The following is a 25,651-nucleotide window of genomic DNA, read 5'->3' on the forward strand; positions in this document are numbered from 1 at the left end:
TAACCGACTAATTGTTACATGTACCGCCATCTAACACATTACAACTGTCGTCGCCTCGGTCACACGATGATGAGTTGCCGCAATACTCTTGTGGTAGCATTTGAGGCTCTACAGTTCCTCCACCGACAGAGCTGGTACCGACTGCTGTGTTTTCGAAAACGGGGCTCCCTTGGCTGCGTTGCATTGCAAAGCCGATACTGGTATTTAACAGATAGCTGGAGAACTTAGATTCAGAAACGGGCTTTTCATCATAATGAGTTTTGCCGACTGTCATCGCAACCAAATCTTTATTGGCTCGACCAAAAACGACTGCAGCTGTAGCAGCAGAGTTGCAATCCATTGCGCCTACGACGCTTCCTGAAAGAGGTTTAAATAGTTTATAAGAGCCGTCATGTTTGACTTTATAAGTATCCATACGGAAGCCCTCGGCAGAGCTGTCATCTTTGACAAGTATGCTATACCCAGTGACTTTATCTACGACCCCATTATTAAAGCCTTCGCCATAGATATGAATTGCCTGAACGTCATGGTTAGTATCAATGGTAGAGTCAGTGACCTGTTGAGTAAGCTTCATTAAATCGGTCTCTTCAGCAAATACAATTGCCGTATCCACTTTATTAATACCGTAGCTCTCAACGCTCTTCATAATTGGCTCTCCGAGCCAGTGGCCCAAAACTGCGCGCTCTGCGTCTAGGTGATAACCGTCAATATTAAAGATAGTATTGTCGTCAGTATTGTTTTGATCATTTGCAGCAGTAGCAGTTGCTGAGAAAAGTGAGACCAGCATTGTTGAGAGAAACAAACGTTTTGATAGTTTCATATATTAGAAGTCCTTTCTTTATTCATCGCGTATATGCCTTTATTTCATCGGTCAAAATCTGACGTCCCGATACGCGTTTCTATTTCTAAATGTTAAAAACTTGAGAACCGCCGTCAGTTTCAGTTGCCATTAGCGTTAGAATATTCATATCAATAAACCTTTTGTCAACCAAGGGTTAAGTGCTATCGACGACTGTACTTTGCTGGACACACTGTTGATTGTGTAAGTGGTTACTATCAAGGAAAGTCTTGCAGAAATGGCGCACCCGATAGGAGTCGAACCTATGACCTCTGCCTCCGGAGGGCAGTCACGGGTTCGGTGGTAAATCGTTGAAGCTAGGCGTGGCAAGGGGTTAAGCGGTGTTTTGACTTTATATTTTGCGTCGAAATCAACACTTTTGAGACCGTTTAATGACAAAACTGGTCACAGAATATCGACTTCGAAATTTCAATTTTTGACCTTTGCCTCGCGACAAAAAATTCTTAATCGCCGGAAAAATCTGAGTTTTTAGGTGGAAAAAATTCCACCATATTTTACCTAAAAATACGAGCGAGCGTAAAAAATCCTACCGTCGAATTGCTATTATGTTGACTCGATTTTGCGAAGACACTTCTCTACTTCGTCATCGTCGTCACTATTTAGATCTTCATCTACGGTTAGATAAATTTTCGGGGAGTTCTCAGAAGCATTATAGAATTTGATAAAGCCCGTATCATCGGTATCAGAGCCACACCCCGATAGTAAAGTTAACGCGAGCATCATTACGGAAAATATGTAAAAAAACCTTTTGTTTTCTGAACTTATAGACATTTTTTAATCCTTGTAAAACAGAGAAATCTCGAGCCTCGAAATTTCTCTAACTCAAATTGTTTAATCTATTCAATGATGTGCCACATAGAATTACGTATTCGTTTTTGCCTTAACTGGGGTCAGTTCACGAAACGGAAAAAATTGTACGCTAAGCCTTTGGCATCAATGATATCGACACCATTTTTTCCACAATTCATAAAGTTGCGCAGTAATTAGTCGACGACTGGCCCTTGCTAAATAATTTTCATTTCAGCATGAGTTGTGCTTTAAAAATTCAATTCTGCAACTACACTCATTGGGCGAACAGAGCGAGAAATCCGCCGTTAATTCCAATAGCGGGTACGCGAATGAATATCAGCTCTTAGGGGAATATTATGTTAAATTGTCTATTCACCGCTGAAGAACTAACCCCCCAATAACCCCTGCGCAAAATGCCCAGTAGCAAACGCCAGCCCCGCTGCGGCCGTACCCATGATCAAAGTCCGGAGTCCTGATCGCATTGCTGGTAAGCCATAGACGATACTTTTAAGCATTCCGATACCCAAGAAGACGACGCCTGCCAAACCAAGACTCGTCAGGAACTGAATCTGACTCTCCATACCCGGGATGGCATAAGGCAGTAAAGGTAAAGCACCAACCGACAAAAATGCGGCGAAGGTAGTCAACGCGGCTCGGCGTGGGCTGAGTCCGGCACCCGAGAGTCCGTACTCTTCTCGCAACATGGTTGCTACCCACACATCGGGATTACGACTGATAGCCTCCACTACTTGCTCCAGCAATTCGCCGTCGAATCTCTTCGCCTGAAACAGCTGGCGAATTTCCTCACGTTCACCTTCTGGCACAGCACGGATATGTTCACGTTCTGTGCGTTCAGCAAATTTGATCTGATTCAACTGCGCCTGGCCCGCTTCGTAATTACTTACCGCCATGCTGAAGCCGTCTGCAATCAGGTTTGCAAAGCCGAGTACCAACGCAACCTGTGGCGAGAAACCTGCGCCGAACGCACCCGATACAACCGCAAACGTTGTAACGCAGCCATCGATGCCGCCAAGCACAGCATCTGGTAGCGTCGAGGCCTTAACGGGACCAGCAAGCCGTGCACGAACGGCATTAGGCTGGTGCTCGCTGAGCAGTCTTTCATTTTCTGTGGATGGCATCTTTCAGCTTCCTGTTCAGGACGCGATTTGGTGCTTTGGGATTATAGGCTCAGTTCGACCTTGTCACTTTATCTGTCAATATACATCTTCAAGATAACGTCCCTGGCCTCTCAGAGTTTCAATATCGATGTGCAAGGGTTTGAGAATGTCTTCTATAACCTGCCGCACAGCCGCCGCCATATCCCGGCCACCACAGACCAGTATCTGCGCACCGGTGTTAACCATCTGTCGCACGGCTAATTCATCCTGTTTGAGCTTATCCTGCACGTAGGCGCGCTCGTCTGTTCTTGAGAAGGCTGTGTTCAGCCCGCTCAGTCGATGATCCTCAAGATAGCGCCCAAGCTCAGGTTGGTAGAGAAAATCTGACCTGGCATCGCGACCGCCCCAGTACAGATACATAGGGTTGCAACTGGTATTGTTTCTGATGAAACCGGTTAACGGACCAATCCCGGCACCTGCACCGACAAGAATCACTGGTCGGTTACCGGTAGCTGGCCGAAAGCCTGGATTGGGGCGGATGAAGCCATCGATACAATCACCCGGCTTGAGGTCATGCAAATAACCGGAGCAAAGACCGCCGGCCTGCTTACGGACGCATATCTCAACAATTTCGTCATTTGCCGAGGACGCGAGCGAGTAGAACCGCGGGGGTTGACCGTGTGGGGGAATAACCCCCAAAAGGTCTCCCGCCTCGAACGGTGGCAGCGCTTTAAATCTTCTTGGAGAAGCCGTTAGCCATCCGCCCTGCTCCGCCGGTTTGAACCGGAAGATACTGGTGGGCGCCTGAACCGCAATCCCGTAATCCGCCCTTTCTACCAGTTCCAGTTTGACCGTTGCTGGCTGCAATGCACAGTAGTTCAAGAAAAGCGGAGTACCGATAACCTCACCAACCCGGTTTCCCCACTCACTGAATTGCGAGGCAGAACACCGATCAATCAGTTCAATGGCGTGCAAACGGCTGACGCCTTTACCGGCGAGCGCAGCATCCACCGACAAGGCAAACTGACAGAAGTTCGGAAACTGCCGGTCACCAAAACCCAGTACCGTGTATCGCAGGTTCTTCTCAGCCCGGAATTCTTTGAGCCTGGCCATAAACTGCCGGGCCGATGCGGGTGCATCACCATCACCGTATGTCGAAGTCAGCACGAACAGCCTGGAAGCCTGCGGATACTGCTTAGCCAGGGCATTCATCTCGCTGCAATGCACGCGGAAACCGGCCTTATTCAGGCTGCTATGGAGTTCCTGGGCAAATCCCCAGGTGGCATTACCTTCGGAGCCGACCAGAATAATTGTATCCGCCTGAGCGGCATCGGCGTTGTCAGGAAGCTGCCCTGAAGACCGGCGACGCTGCCACCAGATGGTTGCACCTGTTATCGAGAGAGCTGGCACAGTCAGTGCCGCAGCGCCAAGAATCAGGCCAAGCCACCATAGGCCTTCACCGGTGTGCAAACGTACAATCCAGTCCTGCAATACGCCGCTGTCAGAGCGCGGCTGGAACTGCAGCAACTCGCCCGTAGCCTGGTCCACGAATCCGGAGCCGCCGGCGGTTGACAGCGAATAGACGTCCTGCGGATCACCGGGATAGGGAAACACCAGTTCCCGGAGTTCGCCAAGATCGAAATTGCCTAGCGCTTTTAAGGTGCCCACAGGCGATGGTTGCCCGCCCGAGACCTCAGCCGGAAACCCTGGCCCTGTGTCAGGCGCTTCCGGCAGCAAACCAAAGCGCTGTGCCGACATATAGCTACCGGTCAGTGCGGATAACAGTAGGCCGAGCACGGCAAACCGGGCCAGCTCGGCATGGATTCGTTTCCCGCCTGAGCCGGAAAGCGGTCTTAGTATATTCTTCCAACCCCCGGTACGCCGGGCTATCAACAATATTCCCGAAAGACACAGAAGTACCATCAAAGCAGCTAATACGCCGGCCAGCGCTCTACCGGCATCATCCAGCATAAACGCACGGTGCAGGTCCTTGACCCAGCCAAAAAATGCGGAAGGTTCGTAGGGTGCGGTGCCCTCACCTGTTACCGGATTCACCAGATCCGCACCGGCCTGGCCGTCATGGCTGTAATACACAATGACCTTGCCAGAAGGTTCTCGCACGATCTGCTCAGTCCCCGGATAGTGAGCAACGATCCGGTCAGCCAGCTCGGCGATACTGATTTCACCGGAAGCCGGAATGACCGCTGAGGCTCTTTCCAGCACCGGCGCCAAAGCCAACACAGCACCCGTGACTGAGAGAACCATCAGAAGCAAACCAGTAAGCAGGCCCGGTAAGCTGTGGAACTTGCGCAACATAGCCGACGCTCCCGGTGGATTATTGAAGCTCGTAGGTCAGAGCGCGCACGTAACCACGTCCTGAAACCGGCTTTCCGGACCCTTCGGTGGTCAGGGGGGCTATCACATCGGCTCTGATATCGCGCATATCTTCAACAGCAGAGTCGACTCGAACCTCATAGCCGTTGTCGATCAGCGAATCATCGAGGTTCAGAGTCACTTTCAGCGTGCGGCCACTGGTAACACTGGCGCCAGTCAAGCCGTCATACTCTGCAGGATCAAGCCCACTGCCCCGGGCCCAGCCTCCCAGGTGTTTGTAGTATTTAGATTTCTTCCCGGAAACCCAAAGGGTACCCTGATACTCTCCGGCGGCATCGGTAAGATACAGCGCCAGATAGGCTCCATCGCCGCCGTAATTCTGTAGTTCCGTAGTGAAGGTCACGTCACGGGCCTGGGCGAATGCCGGTAAAGCCAAGGCGGCGAAAAGGCTGCAAGTGAGAACAAACGTTTTCATAAATGGTCTCCAAAAACCTGATGAACGTTAAAGGAACAGGGCAAATTCGCTCAGTTACTCAACGGTAACCGTGGGACGCCCCTTGACGATGCCGTTGCGTGGCGCCTGACTTTTGGGATTGTCCTGTCCATTTTTCCTGTTGCCGCGGTCCCTCTCCTCATCGTCACTGTCTTCACGCTCCCATTTCATCATGGTCAATGAAGCGGGCGCGAAAGAGGCTTCTGCCCTGACCCCATCGGCATCGAGGCCCCGGACTTCATAACAACCGTCGTCAACCTTTATTCGGTGAACTGTCCAGCCTTCGGCTTCCAGCTTTTCACGCAGATTTTCACGGGGCTGCCAACTCGCCACCGGATCATCGCAGTCGTCATCGGCCAGTGCGGTGCCGCTCAGAAGTAACAAAGACAGGCTCAGAATAATGGGTTTGGTCTTCATGGTGTCTCTCCTGCTGGTTGTGTTAAATCCACTCTAAGGCGCTAACCTGACAACGACCTGAACAAACGAGGCCATTTCAGCGGAACTGAAAAGCTTCTTTATGGAAGCGAGTCAGGCGGAAGGGTGCTGCCCGCAAGCCGTTTCTAATGGCTTCCCCCAGCCCTGCCGGGCCGCAGAACCAGACCTCTGCGCCTGCTGCCGAGCGTCCGTTGGTAGACAACGTCTCGGCAGACAACCTCTGCCCCTTGCTGCTGTCATGAATCTCGAGGTGTATCCCGGGAAAGCCATCGCAAAGCGCCCGAAGTCGATCCACCATGGGATCCTGGCCGGCGTTGCGCGTGCAGTAATGCAGATCGGCTTCAGGCACGGTGGCGTCGGTGGCGCTGCTTAGAGCTTCGAGCCAGGCCAGAAACGGCGTGATCCCGATGCCACCGGCTATCCAGATCTGGTGGGATTTGCGGTTGCGGCGATCGAAGTTAAAACAGCCGTAAGGGCCTTCTATATTTACGGTTTGCCCCACGCTGATTTTCTGGCTCAGATTGCGGGTAAAGTCTCCGAGGGATTTGATGAGGAAGGTAACAGTGCCATTTTCCCGATCCGCACTGGCGATGGTGAACGGGTGCGCACCCTCAATCCGGTCGAAGGTCACAAAGGCGAATTGCCCCGCACGGTGACCGGGCCATGCCGGCCCCATGTGGCAGGTAACTTCGGTGACGTCCCGGTCTGGTGTTTTGATCGCGGTGACCATGCCGCGAACCTGGCGACGACGACCAACTCTGCCGGTCAGAGATAGCCCGCTGGCGATGCTCCCGCCAAAGAGCAAAATGGCCATCAGTAGTCCGATTGGCTGCTGCCACCATTGCAGCGGAGTCAGCCACGCCGCGTGGAAAGCGAGCAACAGATAAAGCACCGGCATGCCGCGATGCAAATAACGCCAGTATTTGTAGGGAAACTTGCGCCACAAAGTGATCAACAGCATGGCGAACAGCAGATAGACGGCGAACTCCCCTACCTCTTCCGCAGCATCGCGCATGGTGTCGATGAACCCGGAATAATCCTGATCGTGCAGCCTGCCGGCCTTTCCGAAAATCGACTCTATAACATCGTCACCCATTTCAATCAGCCAATGAGCTGCCGCGAATACCACTGCCAGAATGCCCGCCCATTTGTGGGTGCGATAGATCTGATCCAACCCGCCCAGCGGTCTCTCTAACCAGGCTGGGCGCAGAGCCAGCATCATGGTCAGTGACATCAGAGCAATGGATAACAGCCCACTGAGCAGCAGGCTCTGGTCATAGACTGCCCAGGGAGAACCGGCCCCAGGACCTGCAAAGAGGTTCCAGGCCCATAGGCCCAAAACCAACACAACGAAAGGAAAAATCATCCGCATCATCACATCTCCTGCGATCGGTACCTGGAATATTCCCCCGAAGGCTAGCGCCCAAACCTGACAGCCAGCTGAAGGTCGGTGAAGAGAGATCGAAGCGTTATTGACCATTCAGGCTGTTGTCAGGTTTGAGTTGTAGTTTGAGCTGTAGTATCTTGATTCCAGGGCTGGGTCAGAGGTGAACGATGCGGGTACTTTTGGTGGAGGATACGGTGGGATTGGGCGAGGCGGTCCGGGATCAGATTGCGGACGACGGCCACGCTGTGGACTGGGTGCAAACGCTGGGCTTTGCCGAGGCGAGTGTCAGGACCACACCCTACGACCTGATTCTGCTGGACCTGATGCTCCCCGACGGTCATGGCTTGGGCTTTTTGCGAACACTCCGGGCTACCGGAAAAACAACACCGGTGATCATTCTTACTGCCAGGGATCAGGTGTCTGACCGGATTGAAGGATTGAATGCCGGTGCTGACGACTACCTGGTCAAACCCTTTGATCTTTCGGAGTTGTCGGCCCGCGTGGCCGCGGTGGCTCGCCGATATCGCGGCAATCCAAGCCCGATCATACAAGTGGGCGAGCTGATGATTGATCTTGGCGATCACCGCATCAGTCGCAACGGCCTGCCGGTAGAACTTACGGCACGGGAGTGGGCATTGTTTGAGGGCTTTATCCAGCGACCCGGAATGCTGTTATCGCGATCGCAACTGGAGGATCGTCTATACGCTTTCGGGGCCGAAATCGAAAGTAACACCATCGAAGTTTATGTCAGCCGTCTGCGTAAAAAGCTGGGGCGGGACGCTATCGTAACCGTCAGGGGAATGGGCTATCGCCTGGAAACACATGACCACTAGAACCAGCCTGCAAAAAACACTCGGTATCGGCCTGACACTCGGTGTCACCCTACTCTGGCTGTTGGGCGTGACCGCTTCGGGACTGGTGGCACAGCATGAAATGAACGAGGTCTTCGACAGTGCCCTGGAAGAAACCGCCCAGCGCATACTGCCACTGGCGGTCACCGACATCCTGAACCGTGAGAACGGCGCGGGCAATCAAAAGGCCCCAGCCCTGAAAGACCATGACGAATACCTGACCTATCTGGTACGGGACGAAGCTGGAAATATTCTGCTCCAGTCCCACGATGCCGACCCTGGCGTGTTTAGCAGGACCCCCGCGGAAGGGTTTTCAGATACTCTGACCCACCGGCTATATGGCGTATCTGCAGTCAGCTATACCATCTATCTTGAAGTGGCCGAACCCTTGGCGCACCGGCGTGAATCCGCTTTGGAGGCGGGATTAGCCTTACTGTTGCCTTTACTGGTGCTGATTCCGGTCAGCCTGTTGGGTGTCTGGTGGATTGTCCGGCTTTCCCTTCGTAAGGTGGTCGATTTTCAGCAAGACATTGAATCCCGCGGCGCGGGAGATCTGTCCCCTGTTGTAGAAGAGCAGTTACCCCGTGAATTTGAACCAATCGCCGGTGCCATCAACCGGCTGCTTGAGCGTTTGCATCGTGCTCTCGAATCAGAACGCAGCTTTACCGCCAACAGTGCCCATGAACTGCGAACTCCCCTGGCAACAGCGCTTGCCAAAGTGCAGCGACTGAAAACCAGAATGCCCGATGATTATCTCAAGAATGATGTTGCAGAAATTGAAGAAGCGTTACGCAGTCTCTCGGTGCTGTCCGGAAAACTGCTCGAGTTGGCAAAAGCAGAAGGTGGCGGTGCACTCTCACAAAGCCAGCAGGATCTTGTGCCCATCCTCGCGATGATTGCCCGGGATTTTGAGGCCCAGGCACCCGGGCGAGTTGTTTTATCCCTGCCGGAGCGCGAAGTGAACTCCTTTCTTGATCCCGATGCCTTCGCCATCCTGGTGCGTAACCTGATCGAGAATGCCCTTAAGCATGGTTCCCGTAGCGAGCCGGTGAAGATCAACCTGAACGATAATGGGGTTTTAAGGGTCTGCAATGGCGGTGCAAGAGTGCCACCGGAACAGCTCGCTCTTTTAAGAAACCGGTTTGCACGCGCCAAAACGGACGCTGCAGGTTCTGGCCTGGGCCTCGCGATTGCCGATGCGATTGCTAAAGGTGCCGGCATGACCCTGCATCTCAGATCGCCGGCAACAGGACGGCAGGATGGTTTTGAAGCGGAGCTGAATCTGGCATGTATCTGACACTCACCGACATTGTGCTGCTGACGAGCATCATTCAATCGCTGGCTCTTGCCGTTTTTCTCCTACTTCCATCCAACAGTGGGCTCATATCTAACCGACTCCTGGTTGCCACTCTGGTGTTCTTCGCCGCCGGGCTGGGAGAGATCTTCCTCTATGGCAGCGGGCTTGCGCTCCAGTACCCAAACTTCGCCTACCTCGGAACACTCATCGGACTTCTACAAGCCGGCACGCTCTATCTATATGCGCAATCGCTGATGTATCAGAATTTCCAGTTACGCGGGAAGCATCTCGTGCACACGTTGCTCTTCTGGGTGGTCGGCGCAATTTTTCTGATTGAATATTATTTACAGCCAAGCGAGACCAAAGTTCAGATTCTGCTTGAACGGGACCACCCGGGCGTACTTACCTCTCCCCTTCTTGCAGTCGCTATTCACGCGGTCTTTCTGGGCTACCTGTACGCGACTATTCGTGCGATTAACCGTTTCGGCCTTGGTATTCGACAGATTTTCTCGAGTATTGAAAACAAACAACTTGCGTGGTTACGGACGCTTCTGATCGGCTATGCAGTGGCTTGGACCGTGAGCATGATGTACTGCCTTACAGCGCATGTGTTTAGAAGCGTGCCTGGAACCGAGTGGGTGGCCGGCGCTGGCGCTGTAACGGGCTTCATTTTCATCAATTTTCTGATGATAAACTCTCTTCGCCAACCCGTTGTTTTCTCTGGATTGGCAGCAGACCAGGCCGCCTTGCTGGAAGAAGAGCCCACGCCGCAGTTTGATCAAACTTTAAAGGTCAGGCTCCAACAGTTAATGCACCAGGAAAAGCCCCACTTGCACCCCAACCTGACCCTGGAACAACTTTCACGGAAATTGGGCGCCCCTTCAAGAGAGGTTTCACGGGCCATTAACCAAGGCTTTGGCTGCAATTTCTTTGAGTTCGTCAGTCGCTATCGCATCGACGAGGCGAAATCGCGCCTGGCCGATGCAGCCAATCAGGCAAATATTCTGCAAACTATGTATGACTCTGGCTTCAACTCGAAGTCCGTATTCAACACTGCTTTCAAGAAAGAGACAGGATTTACCCCCAGTGAATATCGCCGACGAGCCCTGCAGGGCGATATCCGACCCTAGCCACGATCCTGAACCTGGCTACCCGGCGTTCGAGTACGCTCTCACCCGATACTGAAACCTCTATCCTTTTGAATTATATATTTTATTTCTAAACCATGGAATCGGTTCGGTTTCGTACTTGCGAACGATTCTTTGGCCTGCCTTCCGTACTCTGGTTGCTAAGCGTCACCAAACCCGGTGCTCGTGAAGCTCAACGCAATATGAGGAGGTTATGTATGAAAACCAAATTAAGCAAAACCGCTGTTCCTGCAGTGGCCGCAGCAATCTTCAACCTGATGTTTGCCGGTAGCGCCCAAGCTCATTGTGATGCTCTGGACGGTCCCGTGATTACCGAAGCCCGTGCGGCACTGGAGTCAGGCAATGTTAAGCCCTTGCTCAAATGGGTGCCGGCAAAGGATGAGGCCGAAATCAAAAGGGTATTCGCCGATGTGCGCCAAGTCCGCGGGCAAAGCGAAACTGCGAAAAACATTGCCGATCAGCATCTGTTCTCGACGCTCGTTGAGGTTCATCGTGCCTCCGAAGGCGCACCCTTTACCGGCATCAAGCCTTCCGGACAGATTGATCCGGGTTTAATGGCGGCGGATGCGGCGTTGGAAAACGGGCAAATTGATCGCCTCGTGGCAAATATAACCCGCAAGATCGAGAACGGTATTCGTGAGCGTTATCATGAGGCTCAGCGTGCAAGGGCCATGGCTGATCAAAGCGGCGATAAGGGGCGTGCCTTTGTCGCTGACTACGTCAATTACATTCACTATATAGAGGGCGTGCATGGCGCTGCTGGAGGGCAGGGGCACTAATTCCTATCTTCACGCAGACGCAAAGCAGGCTGACGGCCTGCTTTGCCGTTGTAGTCATTTCCAGTTTCGCCTTCGGCTGAATTTTCAGAGGACTACAACGCTACAAATACGCTTGGATGAAGATACAAAACCAATGTACTTATTGATCGAGAACAGTATTTGCTCAACGGCGTACTATAAGATGTCGATATACGAGCAAATGTTGGTTAAATCGTAAATTGTTTTATTCGGGAGATGAATATGAAAAAGATACTTTATATCGTAGCGTTTATTGGAGCTTTGAATACTTTACAGTTTTCAATTGTGAAGGCACAAGAGCATGAGCATGACGCTCAAACTCACAAGCTTGAATTAGCGTTGAATCACGGTAAAAGATGGACTATTGATGAGAGTCTGCACATCGGGATGACGAGCCTCAAACGTGAAATAGAAATAAACTTAGAAGCGATTCATAATAATCAGTTTTCTACTACTCAATATCAAGAATTGGCGCGAAGCTTAAATGACCATTTAAATTTTATGTTCAAAAACTGCAAACTAGAACCGCAGGCAGACGCTCAGCTCCATATCCTCCTTGCGAAAATAATGCGCGGTGTAGAGCAAATGAAGTCTGCTCATAATCAAAAGCAAGGTGTTGTTCTTATCATTCAGTCATTAGATGAGTATCCCGCTTATTTTGAAGACTCAGACTGGCAACCTTTAACACATTGAACTTTGAAATGTTTGAAACTGCTGAAAACTGGATTGATTTCGATTTTGCATTTCTAACATATTTGAAAGCCACATCTGTAACACGTGCAAAACAAGGAAAATAATCGACTGAGAAGGGAGACGTCATATCCCGGCAACCTTATAGAGGATTGACCTCTCCCCCAAAAATAGGACCATGACATCGATGAGATTTCCATTAAAATGGGTCAAGTGGAGGTGCTTGATAAGCTCAACCGGACTAAATCCGGTAGCGTGTATTTTGCATCACAAAAGAAAACGCAAGATTGGCAGATGAAGCGCGAGCGATTATCGCCGTCTTACACAACGCGCTGGGCTGATATACCTAAGGTACGGTAAGTTAAAATTCTTGGCTTAAAAGCAAGTACTCTTTACGTCAAGGCTTTACTAAGAGCGGCAGGGCAATAAGACTTGTCGTTCGCTTTTTGAGTCACTTAAGACTAACGCTCGTGGCTGTTCTTTATCCAAGCCTTTTATTCGAACAAGGTTGCAATCATCTAAAAGCTCTAGCGCAGCTTTTAAATGAGATAAAGAAAACTTCAAGACATCGCCTCTTGGGGAAATCTCAACCTGCGATAGCGCAAAACAGTCTTTCGCTCTTGCATGCTTTGAAGTTAACTCAAATTCTATGTTGTCACTTTCTTTAAAACGAAGATAAAGGTTTGTTTGCGCAGCGGTATTACTAATATCAACGTTGTCTATTGCCTGAGCAATATCCGCTCTTTTGGCCGTCACAGAGCATTCTCCAAAGCCGCTAAAGTTCGTGCTAGCTGGGAGTAAAGACGCGTCAGCGCTAATTACTTTTACGATAGTCGTTCGAGTATATAAATACACATGATTCTGAGAAAATATAGCTTTTACTGGCTCTGTTTGCTTCGTTAATAAAATAGCGGCTTTTGAAAGCACTCTCAGTGCATCCATCTGCAAAACGCAGACCGCTGATGGAGCTCCTGTATTAGTAGCTAGTGGCGCAAAAAAATAAGCGGAATAAAGCGACGTAGATGTTAAAGCTACAGTTCGCGCGTTAAGGCCAGCGATTTCTTTATTTGCCTTCCATGCGTTGAAAAGCAATATTGCTTCAGCAGCTGACAGATTAAATTTGGAGTTTCCTAACAATGGCGATTCTAAGTCGTACTCAACGCGGTTTGAGAGCGACTTGAAGCTTACATAGTAACGTGTTGTTTGTGGCGCTTCTGCAAACTCCCCTTTCTCAAAGAGATCATCATCAGAATTCATAGCAGCCGTAATCAAAATCGCATCGTCATCTACATTAAAAGCGAGCTTTACGAATTCCGTCGAAGATATTTTACTTAAGATGTTTTTAAGCTCGAGTGCTGATACCTCGATAGATAAGTTTTTCTCGTTATTAAGGTGCATTACTTTTAAAGTGCAGCAAGCTTGCGCCGGCTGAGCCTGCACATGCGTTGTTAACGTTACGCCTAAGGAGTTAGGGTTTACTACAAGCGCAACAAAGTGCTCACGGGTGATATTGTCCTCAGCAAATTTACTCGCACACTGAATAAGTAACTCTAAACTTTCAAACAGCTCTTTACGCTCAAAGTATAAGTCCATTTGTTACTCCAGCTCCGAGTGCAAATAATTGGCATAGCTCTCGATAAGCAAGCGGATGCCAGCGAGCTTTGGCCAAGGCGTCCAGCGCAGTGCATATGGCTTTGGCTGTAAAGCTGGCTTAATCGAACTATCGCCTTTCATCGTTAAACTATGCCCTTCACTTTCTATTAATTCATGCCACCGCTCTATTTGTTTAGAACTCTCACCAACATAAACAATCAAGGTCATATTATTTAATCCGAGCAGTCTGAGCGCGCGAAGATATCGACTCAAATCCCGATACTCGGTCACCTCCCCCTTTTCGATAGCATAGACGAGTACTTTTAATGCACGCAGGTTTTTCGAGTTCCAATTCACCCGAGTAATACGCTCGAATAAGCGGTGCCAAACCGCATAATCCCTTGAGCTAATGTCTTCAAGAAAGTCGGCATTAAGCGCTTCAGAGCTGGAGCTAAAATGGTCGATAAGAGAGTTGGACAGGCTAAACTCATGACCTTGTTTTTTGTAAGCAACGAGCCCGTTTAAATAGTCATTAAATGACAGTTGACTGGATTCATGCAATTCACCTGTTTGCTTCGCCGTTGCGATACTCACAACTTGACTATTTAGCCCTCTTACCGCGAGTTTAAACAAAAGTGACTCAACCTCAGCACCATTCAGGCACTTTTCATACCGTTTCTTCACATCAAACTTGTGATTGTTCTCTCGTAGAAGATTTAGCAGCTGCGATGAACTCAGCGCTCGCTGTCGCTCTGGGTTGATTTCATAAAGTAAAAACTCGAGAAGATGGTAATAATTGTGCGCTGTGACCGCGGGGCTTACATGACCGAATTGGGATGCGATAATATCGAGTATTGGCTGACTTAAAGACGCCTCTCTGCCAATACTCTCCAGACTTGCTCTTACCTGCTTGTTTTGCGCCTCTGAAAATATGTCATGGGCTAGAAACGCATAACGCAACCTTATCGTTTCGAACTCATTGATAGACGCAAACACAAGCTGAAACAGTATGTTGTTAGCCGCACTGTGACGAAGCGAGTGCACAACAAATTCATCATCGCATGAGTGCTTTCTCATGAGCGTAATGAGAGACTGAAGCGTAACCGACAGCACCCGGTTATCAAACACATTGTCTCGCCCATGCTGCTTCCGCTTCGTTATATAATCTTGAAGCTCAATCACCCAGCTGCTTTTCATAAAGCAAAGAGCGACTCTGCGATACGCGCGTATGGTTTTTCGCTTGTGCACTCGAGTCACATAAGCGCACTCAGTATCAAAATCGATATCGTCACATTCGAGTAGCAACGCTTCTTGCTTTCTTAACCCGAGCGCATAGGCAATTCGTGCGAAGTGGACCGCTTGCAAGCGCTCTGAGCTATCAACGTCTGATAGAAACTCAGCACACGCATTATCAAACTCTTCCGGACTTATATATGAAACCCGCTCTCCAAAAACGCCGGCGCCTAGATACTCAAGCTCTTCTGCGTCAAACAGCTTCACTAGTGAGTTTTGGTAGACGTACTGTAAAAAGTTGATCACGGTGGATTGCTTGTCTGGACTGTTTAAATCGCTGAGCGTATCAGCCACCAGCCCTGTTAAATCACTCAGTTCAACGTCATTGCTTTGGGCACTGACAAGTAGTTGCTCTTCAAATAATGCGGCTTTTGAGAAACTCATCAGCGTCGACAAGTAAGTCGTCACAGTGTTGATAGCAAGGCGCTCTTTGTGAGGCGAGCCATATAGAAATAAGTCAGTACAATAAGTTGCAACTAACGCACAAACAGCACTAACTTGCTCATCATTTAACTGCTCAAGTAGCGATAGCATCTCGCCTTTTGTTTTTTTGAAATGATTTGAATTTCTTTTTTCGTTCGTCTGTCTCTCTTTAAAAGCATTAAGTGATGCTCTGAGATTGGTGAGAAGCTGTAAATCACGACTATTCAAAGAAATATCGAAGGCCAATTTCGAATGTTGTGTCGCCGACTCTGAGAGCTTATTAATAAAAGAATAGGACTTCATGCTACGCCTGGCCGCGCGCTTTTGAGTCGCTTCCACTGAAACTGAAACTGGAACTCTCGTAGCAAGGTTAACGAGTCTGTTAGTAGGCAAAGTATTCGTCATCTCAGAATACGCATCAAGCGCCGGCGCTCGCGTTTCAAAACTCAATGCGTCGAGACAGTGTCTTAGCGATAGTTCACCAGTATTTAACTCCGTAATAAGCGTAAATGCTTCTCTTAACCACTGCGAAAAACACTTCTCGATAGATTTGACGTATTGCTTGTGTTGCTCAAAGCTGCTTAGTTTTTTCAAATGCAACAGTGCAGAAGCATCTAACATGAGCGTATTGCTTTTTATATTCACTAGCGCTCGCGACGCATCTTTTAATATGTAAATTTCCTCTTCGCGAGACTCAATCAGAGTTTTAATGGCATCTAAGCTCGTTAAGGCTAAGCTTCGTGACAAATGCAGTACGTGCATCATCCAGCGAGACGTAGTCGTTAACCTAGCCGGAGAAGAAAGCTGTTCATTAAGCACTAAATCCAGTTTCTCCTGCAGAAAAAAAACCGGCATTTGCTCTGATAACACCGGTCTAAAATTTGTGACAGGCAAATATTGAGCCGGCGGTACTAAGGCTGGATTTCTCTTTGCACACTTCTCGTAAAGAGAAAATAAGCTAATAGACAGTGCCTCTAGCTCTGAGTCCATTTCAGCCTTTAGGTAAATCGCTCGCGCTTTTTCAACAAAATACCGTTTCCCGATCTTTTGTGTAGCATCAAATGCCCGGTCGCAATGCTGGCTCAGAAGATCAAGACAAAAGGAAGCGTGCTTGCGAACCGAAGTGTCGCTACCCGACAACGCATCGACAAAAAAGGCGAGCTCGATATTCATAACGCCACCCTCAAAGCCGTCAACTTGTTTAATACTCTCGCATCGTCGCGCTCAAACTCATTGTCGTATGATTCGATACGAGTTCTCTGTTGCTTAACGATGTCATTCAAACTCGCCAAGCTGTGCATATTGAAACTACTGACACCGGCGCGACTATGATTCATCAATAAGTCGAGCTCTGATTGCTTAAACGTTTCTGAGTTTAAATTTTCATATAAAAAGCGGCGCGCCGCCGAGTGTCTAAAGCTATGATTAATCAGAGGCTGCCCTGCTCTCTGCTGCAGTAGTTGGTTAACGTGACTTGGTGAAAATTGCTCCCAGCTCAACGTATCTGCATTGAAGTCCATAACGATCGATTGCGGCTCATCAACCTGTAACTGCCGCGACAGTACTCGTGCGGCGTTTTGAAACGCAGTGATTAATTCAACCTGAGCGCTAGGCAGCACGATAAGACGCCGCTCCTCGCTATGATGCGCTCGCTTATCCGACACGGACATAGCGCCAAGGCTTCTATTAAAATGCACAATAGAAGGAAATGGCCCTGACACCGGCCTTAAGCCAACGCTCGATGCAACACGCAAATAGATATAAAAGGCGGCTGTTTTTAAACAGGCCACCATATTTTCAAGCGACGAGTAATCGGCAACAGGTTCATTAGCTAGCTGACTTAGCAGTGCTGAAAGAGCTTCTTCGCGCAATGTGATTTTTGAGCCCACGTCGTCGTGATACGCAAAGCGTGAGCCAAGTGTTGATGCACTTTCTGCAGCCGTAATAGCTATTTTTTCAAACCCAATACGTTCACAAAATTGAAGCCATAACTTCTGCGTAGTTTGCTCTATTAACGACCGCTCAGCTGATATGTAATGACTTTGAACGCTGGCTTTCCCTGTTAGAAATGAACGAAAGGTTTGCGGTAAGTGCTCAGCAGCAAAGTGCTCAAAACTACTCTCTACTGCTCGTCTAGTTATGCCTCGTTTTTTAAGTAATGACGCTGTAAGCAGTCGGTTCAGCTGATTATTGTAATCGTTCTGGGATAGTTCCAGCGCTGTCAACAGAGTTTCATCATGTCGCTTTGACGCAGTGATATTTCGGATAGCGACATTCAGAACCTGTTGCATTGGAAACGGAAGCTGCAACGTAATGCGCGTGTTGTGGACGTAGTGAAATTTTCGAGTCGTAGGCTCATGCGTTTCAAGCAGCGCAGCATTTAAAGTCAGCTTTGCACTGACGTGACGCTTTTGTCTATCAAGCTCATACGACAAAACAGGATCTTCTGCGTCTTTAATGTTTGTTTTTGCGGCGAGGTTGTTCAGGATAAGATCATTCGCCTGCTGTCCAACCAACAGCCTTAGAAACAAAATACTTAAAAAACCAGCTTCCTCTTTTTTCAATTGGCTAAACTGTCCGTCGTGAACGGCTGGGGTCAATGCATCAAGTAGCTTTCCCAGCTCGGCCGGAGTCGCTGCATTCATCGACCAAGCGCTATTTAACGCGCTGTTATAAAGGGCATTCCGCAGCCCCGCTTTTTTTCTTTTAAACTTATGTCGCTCCTGCTCGTCTGTTAGTGCAACTTTTGCCGCTCTCTTTAAATATGCACTTTCCTCACGACCCAATTCGTCACTCATCTCGCAGTAACTCACTGACTCACTATTTGACTCAATGAGCGTGTGTTCATGCTCATTTGCTTTACTTAGTGGGCCATTACTTTTACCTGCCCGGGCCCGAGACTTTCGGGTCGTCATGAAGCGGCCAAACTCAGTTAATGCTGAATCTCCCTTTAATTCAGCTACTTTTTCAAGCTCAACATGCAATTCATCACTCGTTGCATCGCGTAAAAAATCAAAAGTCAGCTCCACACCAGATTTTCGGTCGTGTAAAAAACATTTATAAAACTGAAGAAAAGCATCGTAGTCGTCACTTTCTCTGAGCAAAAACAAACGAGCTAATAGCATAAACAAGCGCATGCTCTCAGCCGACTCTTCACTCTCATTGATAAGCATTAACGTGGAAAATAAAGGATGACTTTTAAGGTATGAATACAAGTCTTTGCGCTGATAGTGCTTTTCGCTTTCGCAGTCGACTTTTTGAAGCTCAGTTAGAGCACTTCTGAGAGTTTCAGTAAGCTCTAAACTGCAGAGCTTTGTTTGAAGTAGACAGTCGATAAATAAAGACACGCGGCCAGAATAATCGCTTACGCTGAAGCCTGACGGAATGTTGAATAGCCGCGTAATTGATTCCAGCGCGGCTTTACTATGCATTTTTAAACTCCGGTACGCTCTCAACCACCTCTTCGAGGTCTACCTCTTGATACTCTGGAGCTATCAGCGAAACTGGCCGAAATTTATAGTCATGCTTGTTCGTCGCGGTTCTGTCTTTAGATAACACTCTTGCGTATGCGTTTTTGCTCAAAAGTTTGCGCTCACTTTTTCGTGCGAAAGTCTCAAAAGAGCAAACTTCAATCGCATTCAATGACAATATTGAGTCGAGTATCAAAGAGTCGATAGCGAGGTCTCTCGCTTCGTCAACAGACTGAACTTTATTGACTTTAAAGTCAGCTTTTAAGCGCGGGTACAATTTATGCAGCGCTTTAATGAGCGCAACGTTATCGCACACATAATAATCTCCGTTAATGCACGAGAGCCTTGTCGACTTCAATAATCTTTTAATAAAGCTTTCGGAGTAATTCTCCAAAAGCTCGCAAACAAGCTTCTCTGCCCTCCCTGCTAGACTTGCACCAATATCGAAGTCAAAAACACTTATCTCTGAAATCTCAACCTTCATTAACACAGCCCTCCGAATTTCACTAGATACAGATTTAACAATGCTTCTAAGTAGGATCAATCACTGAAAACCAAAACTTTTGACTAACTTCTAGTTATTTTTACAAAATACCATCAAAAGTATATGTTTCTACACGATGGCAAGTATCGTGTAGAAACATATAAAATTCATCGCTAACTCCATAACCAGCTGAAAACTAAGTTAATTCCCAAAATCCTTGTAATCTAAGCCAGTTATAACGAAATATTCTATGAAAACATGAATAAAATACTTAATCGCAACGTTATTTAAACTTGCTTTTTAATAATGTAACGCGGAAACATGAGAAGAAATTTTCGCAGAGAGACCTTTTTCCGGCTGTCCAGTCGTAGACAGTTAACTTTTGACTAGATCTTATACACCAAGACAGATTTCTGGTGACGCTCCCAAGTTGATTACATGACTTATTAAGGATTTAGAAATAGCCTTTTTTTCGGTTGGCATAATTCAACGAAGCATTTACCCACCAAGTCAAATGATACTCTAGATATGACTCTTGATTAGATTCTAAGGCTAAAAAGCTCTAATGGCGGCTAACCGTCGCTATTACTTGTTGCTCTATGGCTAATTCTTACCGCTTTAACCAGTCCCCCCAGTTTCATTCCAACACTTTTTCATGATGATGCTGTAGGGCTTTAGGTTAGTTAGGAATAAATAGGCAGGGCAAAAAGCTCTTACAGTTTCTGAAGTGTTAAGCTAAGCTATTTGAATCGGTTGTTGTGGTGGAGGAAGCTGAGATATGAGTACTCTTGAAGCGGTTTTTATCGGTGCCGCACCATTTGCCTTAATCGCTGCAGTTGCACTAACACTTTTCGTTTTCCCAGGGCGTCGGAAAAACAAAGATTAAGATGCCAGTCCACCCTGATAAGGTTGGTTAAGAAGCGTTTCTTAGCGCTACGATTAAACAGCAAACACCGCCATATCAGCAGCACTATTTATCTGAACTCGACGGATTCCCCTCAATAATCTGGCCGCTTAACCACTGCTTATCTTCTGAGTTAAGTTTAAAGCAGCCAGCCGGGCTTTTTGATAATAACTCGCCAAGGCTATACTCGTTGACATGTCCCTGCTTCTCGTATTTGGGGTTTTGTTCACTATTTGGTGTCTTACGGCTCATTCGGGATTATCTCCTTTTCAAAAATTAACTCGGCTAGCTCATCCGCATGACTTGTATATTCATTGAGCACAACCAGAAGCTCCGACTCTTTGTGTGAAAGTTTTAACTTTTCTACCCTTGCTTCAATCACTACCAGCCTCCCTATGTTAGCTAGCGAACTACCGAACGTTATTTTAATGCTTCATTGGTAATTAACAATCAGCAGCGGCACTTATATTGACAAGTATGATGCCTCTTTTAATTTTTAGCAAAACTCAGACTAAGTCGGTATGCTGAGAGCTAACTCTGGCTAACACGCGATTCGTTAATAGGAGAAAGCATTATGACAACTGAGCAACTATGGCTACTGTTGATGCTAATTGTTGGATTAACCGCTTTTTTTGCTATTGGTATCTGGGGTATAAATCGGTTAAAGGCGACTGAGAACAATCGCGAACGATGAGTTCATTGTAAGAAATGGAGCAAAGCATGGCACAAGGACGGTTGTATCGTTTGTTAAGTATCAGTGCGCTCACTTTTTTGCTTATAGCGAGCACGTCAGTCTTAGCGACGTCGCCCGAGCCTGCGGTAAAGAAAAGCAACAGCGGCATTTGTCATGCTGAGGACAGTCGCTGGTATTCGAGAACCAAAAACTTCACGCCTTACGATACGCTTGACGCTTGCCTCGAAAGTGGCGGTCGCTTACCCAAAGGCTACACATCCACGCACAAACAGTCGCAATCAACGGGCTATGAGCGTAGCGCTTTTAACCACTGGGTTGATAAAGACGGCGACTGTTTAAACGAGCGCCATGAATTACTGGAAAAACTATCCACCGGTCCGGTTCATTACTCAGATGATAACTGTCGGGTAGTCCGTGGCCGCTGGAATGACCCTTACACCGGTAGAATATTCTTCAACAGCTCCGATGTGGACGTCGACCATGTTGTGGCTCTGAAACGTGCCTGGGATACCGGTGCATCGTCCTGGAGCGATGAAAAGCGGGAGCGTTTTGCGAATGATCCTATCAATTTACTTGTAGTCGATGATGGTACCAATCAATCAAAGGGCGCTAAATCAGTACTCGAATGGCTACCACCCAACGAAGCCTACCATTGCAACTATGCCACCCGGTATTTGCGTGTATTGATAACGTACGAATTGGAGAGAAGCTATCAAGATAGGGTTCGCAGCCTGCAACAAAAGCTTTGCGCAAAATAAATCCTGTCATTCATACTGGACTTAAGCGGTTATCGCAGATTTTTCGCTGCCCGACGAAGGTTGAGCATTTCCGGGTAATTGTCAGACATCAGCACATTAATAGGTACCTTGCCGTTTGAAAGCGGACGCCGTAACCAAGCAATCATTGGCTCATGGGATGAGCTCAGTATTTTTAGATCGGCATATAAGCCAATTATAATGGACAAGCGAAATTGCAGTTTAATACCCGCAGCTTTCGCAATCACGGACTTATTATCCAAAGAGACGGTATCTGATAAGCCAAGTGTCGCGCGCTTCTCAGTATCATTGAACGACCACTTATCCAGTATATTGAAGGCAACATTGAGCGCCTTCTCAGTTTTTTCCGGCGTGAACTCCAGCCCTTCTGTGTATTCATTAACGATATTACTGTCCGTCATGTCGTCCCTTTGTCGTTATTGTCGTACGGCACTGTCATCCTTTTGCGGATAGTCGTTGACGCCACCCTTACGCTACACTTTTTCTTTTAAAGAAAAGGAGTTTCCTGTGCCTAAAGTTACCTTATTAGCGGATGGTAGCACCACACAATCCATCACATTATCCCGAATTCCCACCATTGGCGAATACATCTTTTTTAACAACGAAACGCTTGCCATTCATCGGGTCATTCATATCCCAAGAGCATTTGGCTCTCAGGCGCTAATCTCGGTTCGTATCATCGAGTAGCACGAGGAGTGCATCAACCTGAGCTCGTAGTTCACGGCGTCGGTTAATACTTTGTATATCACTCACCGGCTGCATATCAATCAGTGACTGAACAATCTGCAAAAGCTCTGTCAGTACCTTATACGACATCGTGTCACCTGACATTGTCGTACGACAGCCTGGCAGTGTTGTCGTATCGATATAGCGGCGACCATGAAAAAGGCGCGATTTAACGCGCCCTTTGCTTACCCACCGCTGAAGCGTCCGGTACGACACATTGACGTACCGGGCTGCGTCAGTCAGTGTCATTTCATGCGTCATTTTTTTCATAGCGACTTATTCGGCAGGAAGCACATACTGATATTCATCCTGGTAACCCACTACATTCCAGTAAGGAATGATGAGCTTATCAATATGGCAGCTTTCGCCTTTTAACACGCGTGTCGACAACTGGCGCTCAACCCACGTAATAAGAGCCATCGCATTGGATTTCTCATTACCGGTGCCTAAGCGCTCAACCAGGTCGGTCTGCTCAGGCACAATCGGATAAGATTTTTGCAGGCGCTGAGCGGCATCGACTATCATCTCGATGCTTTTCATGCCTTTTAGTGCGTACAGGCTGTAACAATGCTTTAACTCCAGCATGCCTTTGACGCCTTCTTGTCGAGCCATTAAATGGTCGACAAGCTGCGGCTCATTTTTAAAGGCATCCGGGCTATAGCAGTAAAGCTCGCGCACCCAGCACTCAAAAGCCAAGTAAGCCACCGAAAGACCAGTGTCGTTCTCTTGCTTTGGCTGATAGTGCGCTTCCAGAAGCTCTAAAAAATGCGGCTGACAATAGCGCAATAAGTTCATTGCTACAAAAGAAGTATCAACGATAACTCCATTCAGTATAGGCAGAGCCGGTTGGCTCGGCGCCATTCCAATATAGTGATGCATAGCATCCTCCTGTTATGAATTGATATCAGCTTGTTTACTGATGGTGATAGGAAGTTTTAAATCGGCACTCAGGCGGTCAACAACCGGCTCCAAAATACAAAGCAGAGTATTGAAGTGCTTATCGCCGAAGGACAGCTTCATCTCAGAGCAAACGTAATAGACCCACGTCTCGACCGCTTCCTGGTTGTTTTTCTCCGTCCCTAAGCCAATAAATGGCACCAGCTCACTGCCTTCTTTTATTCCAAGCTCACCAACAAGCTTATTGGCCAGGTAACCAGAGAGCTCTCGACGGAGTTTCTGCTCGCGGCGGCTGTTTTCAATGTATCGGTTAAATGGGCTCATCGTATCCACCTTATGGGTTAAAAATTCTGTGCTAAAAGACGCTCAAATGCAGAGCCGTCCTGACGGGTTAAGTTCGGGACATACCGGGAGTACACACGGAACAACATTTCCGTCGTTGTGTGCCCCATCTGGCGAGCTATCCATTCTGGGTTCTCACCCGAAGCCAGCCAGAGTGTTGCGGCGGTATGGCGCGTTTGATAGGGCGTACGTTTAGGTAAGCCCAGGTAACGCAATAGTGGGTACCAGACACGCTTGGTGACATTGTTATGACTAAGCGGTGTGCCAATGCGGGTGCAAAAGACAAAGTCACTGTCACCCGTTACCGTTTGCTGAGCTTTAAGCGCCTGGTACGCCATCTCGTTCATGTCGATGATGCGGTATGAGCTGTGATTTTTAGTTTGCTCAATCTCACCATTAACCAATGCCCGCTTAACAGCGATTTGGCGACGGTCAAAATCAACGGCATCCCACTGCAGCCCGTCAATCTCTCCCGTGCGCATACCAGTAAAGAAACGAACGGTGTAGTAATTTCGAAAATCCGCACGCACGTTTTCCAGGATGAGCTGAACTTCCTCCAGCCTGAAAGGCTCTACGGACGTGCGCGGAATTTTTAGCGATTTAATTCCCTGATAAGGTGAGCTAAAATTATATCGGTTGGCTGCCTCATCCAATATCATCCGCAGCGTATTCATAATTTGATTGACACGCGATGCTGATAATGGTGTTTGAGTCCGAGTGGTCACTTTGGCGAGAGATGCTCGAAACTCAAGAATACTGGCTTTGGTGATGCGGCCAACCTCTTCTTCTCCAAACTGGGGAATAAGATAGTTATTTAACGTCATGCGAATTTTTGACTGGTGCGACTTACGCCACTGGATGAGCATTTCCTCAAACCAAGTGTTAGCGAACCCCTCAAATAACGGCGTGTCACCCTGCCCCATATCCAGCTTTTTAAACTTCCCCGCTCGTGGGCTGTTAGGGAAAGTTTTTGCGTAATCAAACACACCGAGCGTTATTTCAGCTTCAATCCGCTCAAGCAGTTTCTCGACTTTTTTTCGGTTCGGTTTGGTGTCAGGCAACGCCGTTTGCTCGCGGCAGCGCTGCCCCTTATATGAAAAATCGATAAAGATTTTTCCTGTATCTTTTCGTGCATACACTTTACCCATGAGCTGCTCCCCCACCTGCCATAGGAACAAAGCTATTGCTCATAGACGAGCGCATCATGTCTTCCTGGATCGTCTCCCATAAATACAGTGTTTTGCGTCCACCAAATGGGCGGATGTAATGAACACCCTCCAATAAAACAGAATCCTTTAAGCGCTCACGAATAGTTCTCGAGTCGTATTTAATTCGCTCCGCTAACTCAACTGTTGTTAAGTAAGTTATTTCTTTCTTCATAATGAATCTCCTTAAAAGCGGTGTTACTCTAGATGACTTAGTGTTTCTTGAAATATCAACGTGTCACCTTAAATGACATATTAGCACGCAAAATGACATTTGCAACAGCTTTTTGCTATTTAAGATGACATTTATGGAGAGTAGTGATGATTAAGTGTCATTTAGCGCGGATGATGGGTGAGAAAAAACTCAAAGTAATGGATGTAGCGAGAGATACAGGGCTAAACAGGAACACCGTTACATTGCTTTATAAAGAGACGGCACAAAGAGTTGAGTTCGAAACCATGGAAAAGCTCTGCAGGTACTTTAACTGTAATGTTGGTGACTTATTCGAGTACAAGGAAAAAGCATAGATTACAGGCTAAATAACAACTTGGAGGCAACAAGTTGTAACTGGGTTGAAGTTTAAGCTAGAAAGTCAGGTTTTTAAAATCAAGACATATTTGACGTTACCGGGCAGAGCCTCGTAAC

At 47.9% G+C, this 25,651-nt stretch carries 25 protein-coding genes; 8 read left to right on the plus strand and 17 right to left on the minus strand.

Features of this window, described 5'->3' with window-relative positions; genetic code table 11:
• Positions 1-7: 7 nt before the first annotated feature.
• The 6 genes from ACP7FG_RS05690 to ACP7FG_RS05715 all read right to left on the minus strand — a co-directional run bounded on the left by ACP7FG_RS05690 (position 8) and on the right by ACP7FG_RS05715 (position 7,403).
• Positions 8-820 (minus strand): hypothetical protein, encoded by an 813-nt coding sequence (locus ACP7FG_RS05690; RefSeq protein ID WP_439225807.1) that lies wholly within the window; start codon positions 818-820, stop codon positions 8-10.
• Between the two features lie 1,214 nt (positions 821-2,034).
• Positions 2,035-2,787: a VIT1/CCC1 transporter family protein gene (locus ACP7FG_RS05695; protein WP_439225808.1), complete on the minus strand. Its 753-nt coding sequence runs from the start codon at positions 2,785-2,787 to the stop codon at positions 2,035-2,037.
• A 75-nt stretch (positions 2,788-2,862) separates the two neighbouring features.
• Positions 2,863-5,082 (minus strand): PepSY domain-containing protein, encoded by a 2,220-nt coding sequence (locus tag ACP7FG_RS05700; RefSeq protein WP_052816346.1) that lies wholly within the window; start codon positions 5,080-5,082, stop codon positions 2,863-2,865.
• Between the two features lie 19 nt (positions 5,083-5,101).
• Positions 5,102-5,503: a DUF2271 domain-containing protein gene (locus tag ACP7FG_RS05705; RefSeq protein ID WP_372520616.1), complete on the minus strand. Its 402-nt coding sequence runs from the start codon at positions 5,501-5,503 to the stop codon at positions 5,102-5,104.
• A gap of 126 nt (positions 5,504-5,629) precedes the next feature.
• A complete protein-coding gene (locus ACP7FG_RS05710; RefSeq protein WP_019677800.1) occupies positions 5,630-6,010 on the minus strand; it encodes a PepSY domain-containing protein in 381 nt (126 codons plus the stop codon).
• 76 nt (positions 6,011-6,086) lie between these two features.
• On the minus strand, positions 6,087-7,403 hold the full coding sequence (locus tag ACP7FG_RS05715; RefSeq protein ID WP_020833792.1) for a ferredoxin reductase family protein: 1,317 nt from the start codon (positions 7,401-7,403) through the stop codon (positions 6,087-6,089).
• Between the two features lie 179 nt (positions 7,404-7,582).
• Between ACP7FG_RS05715 and ACP7FG_RS05720 the strand changes: the two genes are divergently transcribed.
• From ACP7FG_RS05720 to ACP7FG_RS05745, 6 genes are all read left to right on the plus strand, one after another.
• Complete coding sequence (locus ACP7FG_RS05720) at positions 7,583-8,248, plus strand: response regulator (protein ID WP_019677802.1); 666 nt, start codon at positions 7,583-7,585, stop codon at positions 8,246-8,248.
• On the plus strand, positions 8,238-9,563 hold the full coding sequence (locus ACP7FG_RS05725) for an ATP-binding protein (RefSeq protein WP_019677803.1): 1,326 nt from the start codon (positions 8,238-8,240) through the stop codon (positions 9,561-9,563). The genes ACP7FG_RS05720 and ACP7FG_RS05725 overlap by 11 nt, the downstream gene beginning before the upstream one ends.
• The gene (locus ACP7FG_RS05730; protein WP_019677804.1) at positions 9,554-10,693 is read left to right on the plus strand and encodes a helix-turn-helix domain-containing protein; all 1,140 of its coding nucleotides are present in this window, start codon (positions 9,554-9,556) and stop codon (positions 10,691-10,693) included. Before ACP7FG_RS05725 ends, ACP7FG_RS05730 begins: the two co-directional genes overlap by 10 nt.
• Before the next feature lie 215 nt (positions 10,694-10,908).
• Positions 10,909-11,490, plus strand: coding sequence for a DUF6448 family protein (locus tag ACP7FG_RS05735; protein WP_439225809.1), 582 nt, complete (start codon positions 10,909-10,911; stop codon positions 11,488-11,490).
• A 240-nt stretch (positions 11,491-11,730) separates the two neighbouring features.
• Complete coding sequence (locus tag ACP7FG_RS05740) at positions 11,731-12,201, plus strand: hypothetical protein (protein ID WP_439225810.1); 471 nt, start codon at positions 11,731-11,733, stop codon at positions 12,199-12,201.
• Between the two features lie 201 nt (positions 12,202-12,402).
• A complete protein-coding gene (locus tag ACP7FG_RS05745) occupies positions 12,403-12,558 on the plus strand; it encodes a DUF4113 domain-containing protein (RefSeq protein WP_439225811.1) in 156 nt (51 codons plus the stop codon).
• Positions 12,559-12,606: 48 nt separating this feature from the next.
• Here ACP7FG_RS05745 and ACP7FG_RS05750 read toward each other — a convergent pair whose 3' ends face one another.
• From ACP7FG_RS05750 to ACP7FG_RS05770, 5 genes are all read right to left on the minus strand, one after another.
• Complete coding sequence (locus ACP7FG_RS05750) at positions 12,607-13,791, minus strand: hypothetical protein (protein WP_439225812.1); 1,185 nt, start codon at positions 13,789-13,791, stop codon at positions 12,607-12,609.
• Between the two features lie 3 nt (positions 13,792-13,794).
• Positions 13,795-16,680, minus strand: a complete 2,886-nt coding sequence (locus ACP7FG_RS05755) for a tyrosine-type recombinase/integrase (protein ID WP_439225813.1) — start codon at positions 16,678-16,680, stop codon at positions 13,795-13,797.
• Complete coding sequence (locus ACP7FG_RS05760; RefSeq protein ID WP_439225814.1) at positions 16,677-18,938, minus strand: hypothetical protein; 2,262 nt, start codon at positions 18,936-18,938, stop codon at positions 16,677-16,679. The genes ACP7FG_RS05755 and ACP7FG_RS05760 overlap by 4 nt, the downstream gene beginning before the upstream one ends.
• On the minus strand, positions 18,931-19,293 hold the full coding sequence (locus ACP7FG_RS05765; RefSeq protein ID WP_439225815.1) for a hypothetical protein: 363 nt from the start codon (positions 19,291-19,293) through the stop codon (positions 18,931-18,933). Before ACP7FG_RS05765 ends, ACP7FG_RS05760 begins: the two co-directional genes overlap by 8 nt.
• Before the next feature lie 1,138 nt (positions 19,294-20,431).
• Positions 20,432-20,617 (minus strand): hypothetical protein, encoded by a 186-nt coding sequence (locus tag ACP7FG_RS05770; protein WP_439225816.1) that lies wholly within the window; start codon positions 20,615-20,617, stop codon positions 20,432-20,434.
• A gap of 468 nt (positions 20,618-21,085) precedes the next feature.
• Here ACP7FG_RS05770 and ACP7FG_RS05775 point away from each other — a divergent pair, with 468 nt between their 5' ends.
• Positions 21,086-21,817, plus strand: coding sequence for an HNH endonuclease family protein (locus tag ACP7FG_RS05775; protein ID WP_439225817.1), 732 nt, complete (start codon positions 21,086-21,088; stop codon positions 21,815-21,817).
• A 29-nt stretch (positions 21,818-21,846) separates the two neighbouring features.
• Here ACP7FG_RS05775 and ACP7FG_RS05780 read toward each other — a convergent pair whose 3' ends face one another.
• From ACP7FG_RS05780 to ACP7FG_RS05805, 6 genes are all read right to left on the minus strand, one after another.
• Positions 21,847-22,236: a hypothetical protein gene (locus tag ACP7FG_RS05780; RefSeq protein ID WP_439225818.1), complete on the minus strand. Its 390-nt coding sequence runs from the start codon at positions 22,234-22,236 to the stop codon at positions 21,847-21,849.
• Between the two features lie 259 nt (positions 22,237-22,495).
• A complete protein-coding gene (locus tag ACP7FG_RS05785; RefSeq protein WP_439225819.1) occupies positions 22,496-22,831 on the minus strand; it encodes a helix-turn-helix domain-containing protein in 336 nt (111 codons plus the stop codon).
• A 6-nt stretch (positions 22,832-22,837) separates the two neighbouring features.
• Positions 22,838-23,440 (minus strand): hypothetical protein, encoded by a 603-nt coding sequence (locus tag ACP7FG_RS05790; protein ID WP_439225820.1) that lies wholly within the window; start codon positions 23,438-23,440, stop codon positions 22,838-22,840.
• Positions 23,441-23,452: 12 nt separating this feature from the next.
• Positions 23,453-23,782 carry a hypothetical protein gene (locus ACP7FG_RS05795; RefSeq protein WP_439225821.1) on the minus strand — a complete coding sequence of 110 codons (330 nt, stop codon included), beginning with the start codon at positions 23,780-23,782 and terminating at the stop codon, positions 23,453-23,455.
• A 17-nt stretch (positions 23,783-23,799) separates the two neighbouring features.
• Positions 23,800-24,948, minus strand: a complete 1,149-nt coding sequence (locus ACP7FG_RS05800; RefSeq protein ID WP_439225822.1) for an Arm DNA-binding domain-containing protein — start codon at positions 24,946-24,948, stop codon at positions 23,800-23,802.
• Entirely contained in the window at positions 24,941-25,180 is a 240-nt protein-coding gene (locus tag ACP7FG_RS05805) for a hypothetical protein (protein WP_439225823.1), read from the minus strand. Before ACP7FG_RS05805 ends, ACP7FG_RS05800 begins: the two co-directional genes overlap by 8 nt.
• 146 nt (positions 25,181-25,326) lie before the next feature.
• On the opposite strand from ACP7FG_RS05805, the gene ACP7FG_RS05810 reads away from it, so the two are divergent.
• Complete coding sequence (locus ACP7FG_RS05810) at positions 25,327-25,533, plus strand: helix-turn-helix domain-containing protein (protein ID WP_439225824.1); 207 nt, start codon at positions 25,327-25,329, stop codon at positions 25,531-25,533.
• Positions 25,534-25,651 lie beyond the last annotated feature (118 nt).

This window comes from Idiomarina sp. ST10R2A5 (assembly GCF_051842325.1).
Classification (GTDB): Bacteria; Pseudomonadota; Gammaproteobacteria; order Enterobacterales; family Alteromonadaceae; genus Idiomarina; species Idiomarina abyssalis.

Bases quoted from the DNA above. Each gene is read 5' to 3' on its own strand.
- ACP7FG_RS05780 (WP_439225818.1), bottom strand. From the start codon at position 22,236: ATGACGGACAGTAATATCGTTAATGAATACACAGAAGGGCTGGAGTTC.
- ACP7FG_RS05735 (WP_439225809.1), top strand. From the start codon at position 10,909: ATGAAAACCAAATTAAGCAAAACCGCTGTTCCTGCAGTGGCCGCAGCA.
- ACP7FG_RS05800 (WP_439225822.1), bottom strand. From the start codon at position 24,948: ATGGGTAAAGTGTATGCACGAAAAGATACAGGAAAAATCTTTATCGAT.
- ACP7FG_RS05695 (WP_439225808.1), bottom strand. From the start codon at position 2,787: ATGCCATCCACAGAAAATGAAAGACTGCTCAGCGAGCACCAGCCTAAT.
- ACP7FG_RS05750 (WP_439225812.1), bottom strand. From the start codon at position 13,791: ATGGACTTATACTTTGAGCGTAAAGAGCTGTTTGAAAGTTTAGAGTTA.
- ACP7FG_RS05755 (WP_439225813.1), bottom strand. From the start codon at position 16,680: ATGAATATCGAGCTCGCCTTTTTTGTCGATGCGTTGTCGGGTAGCGAC.
- ACP7FG_RS05810 (WP_439225824.1), top strand. From the start codon at position 25,327: ATGATTAAGTGTCATTTAGCGCGGATGATGGGTGAGAAAAAACTCAAA.
- ACP7FG_RS05740 (WP_439225810.1), top strand. From the start codon at position 11,731: ATGAAAAAGATACTTTATATCGTAGCGTTTATTGGAGCTTTGAATACT.
- ACP7FG_RS05805 (WP_439225823.1), bottom strand. From the start codon at position 25,180: ATGAAGAAAGAAATAACTTACTTAACAACAGTTGAGTTAGCGGAGCGA.
- ACP7FG_RS05700 (WP_052816346.1), bottom strand. From the start codon at position 5,082: ATGTTGCGCAAGTTCCACAGCTTACCGGGCCTGCTTACTGGTTTGCTT.
- ACP7FG_RS05710 (WP_019677800.1), bottom strand. From the start codon at position 6,010: ATGAAGACCAAACCCATTATTCTGAGCCTGTCTTTGTTACTTCTGAGC.
- ACP7FG_RS05770 (WP_439225816.1), bottom strand. From the start codon at position 20,617: ATGAGCCGTAAGACACCAAATAGTGAACAAAACCCCAAATACGAGAAG.
- ACP7FG_RS05690 (WP_439225807.1), bottom strand. From the start codon at position 820: ATGAAACTATCAAAACGTTTGTTTCTCTCAACAATGCTGGTCTCACTT.
- ACP7FG_RS05725 (WP_019677803.1), top strand. From the start codon at position 8,238: ATGACCACTAGAACCAGCCTGCAAAAAACACTCGGTATCGGCCTGACA.
- ACP7FG_RS05795 (WP_439225821.1), bottom strand. From the start codon at position 23,782: ATGAGCCCATTTAACCGATACATTGAAAACAGCCGCCGCGAGCAGAAA.
- ACP7FG_RS05730 (WP_019677804.1), top strand. From the start codon at position 9,554: ATGTATCTGACACTCACCGACATTGTGCTGCTGACGAGCATCATTCAA.
- ACP7FG_RS05715 (WP_020833792.1), bottom strand. From the start codon at position 7,403: ATGATGCGGATGATTTTTCCTTTCGTTGTGTTGGTTTTGGGCCTATGG.
- ACP7FG_RS05785 (WP_439225819.1), bottom strand. From the start codon at position 22,831: ATGAAAAAAATGACGCATGAAATGACACTGACTGACGCAGCCCGGTAC.
- ACP7FG_RS05760 (WP_439225814.1), bottom strand. From the start codon at position 18,938: ATGCATAGTAAAGCCGCGCTGGAATCAATTACGCGGCTATTCAACATT.
- ACP7FG_RS05775 (WP_439225817.1), top strand. From the start codon at position 21,086: ATGGCACAAGGACGGTTGTATCGTTTGTTAAGTATCAGTGCGCTCACT.
- ACP7FG_RS05720 (WP_019677802.1), top strand. From the start codon at position 7,583: ATGCGGGTACTTTTGGTGGAGGATACGGTGGGATTGGGCGAGGCGGTC.
- ACP7FG_RS05745 (WP_439225811.1), top strand. From the start codon at position 12,403: ATGGGTCAAGTGGAGGTGCTTGATAAGCTCAACCGGACTAAATCCGGT.
- ACP7FG_RS05790 (WP_439225820.1), bottom strand. From the start codon at position 23,440: ATGCATCACTATATTGGAATGGCGCCGAGCCAACCGGCTCTGCCTATA.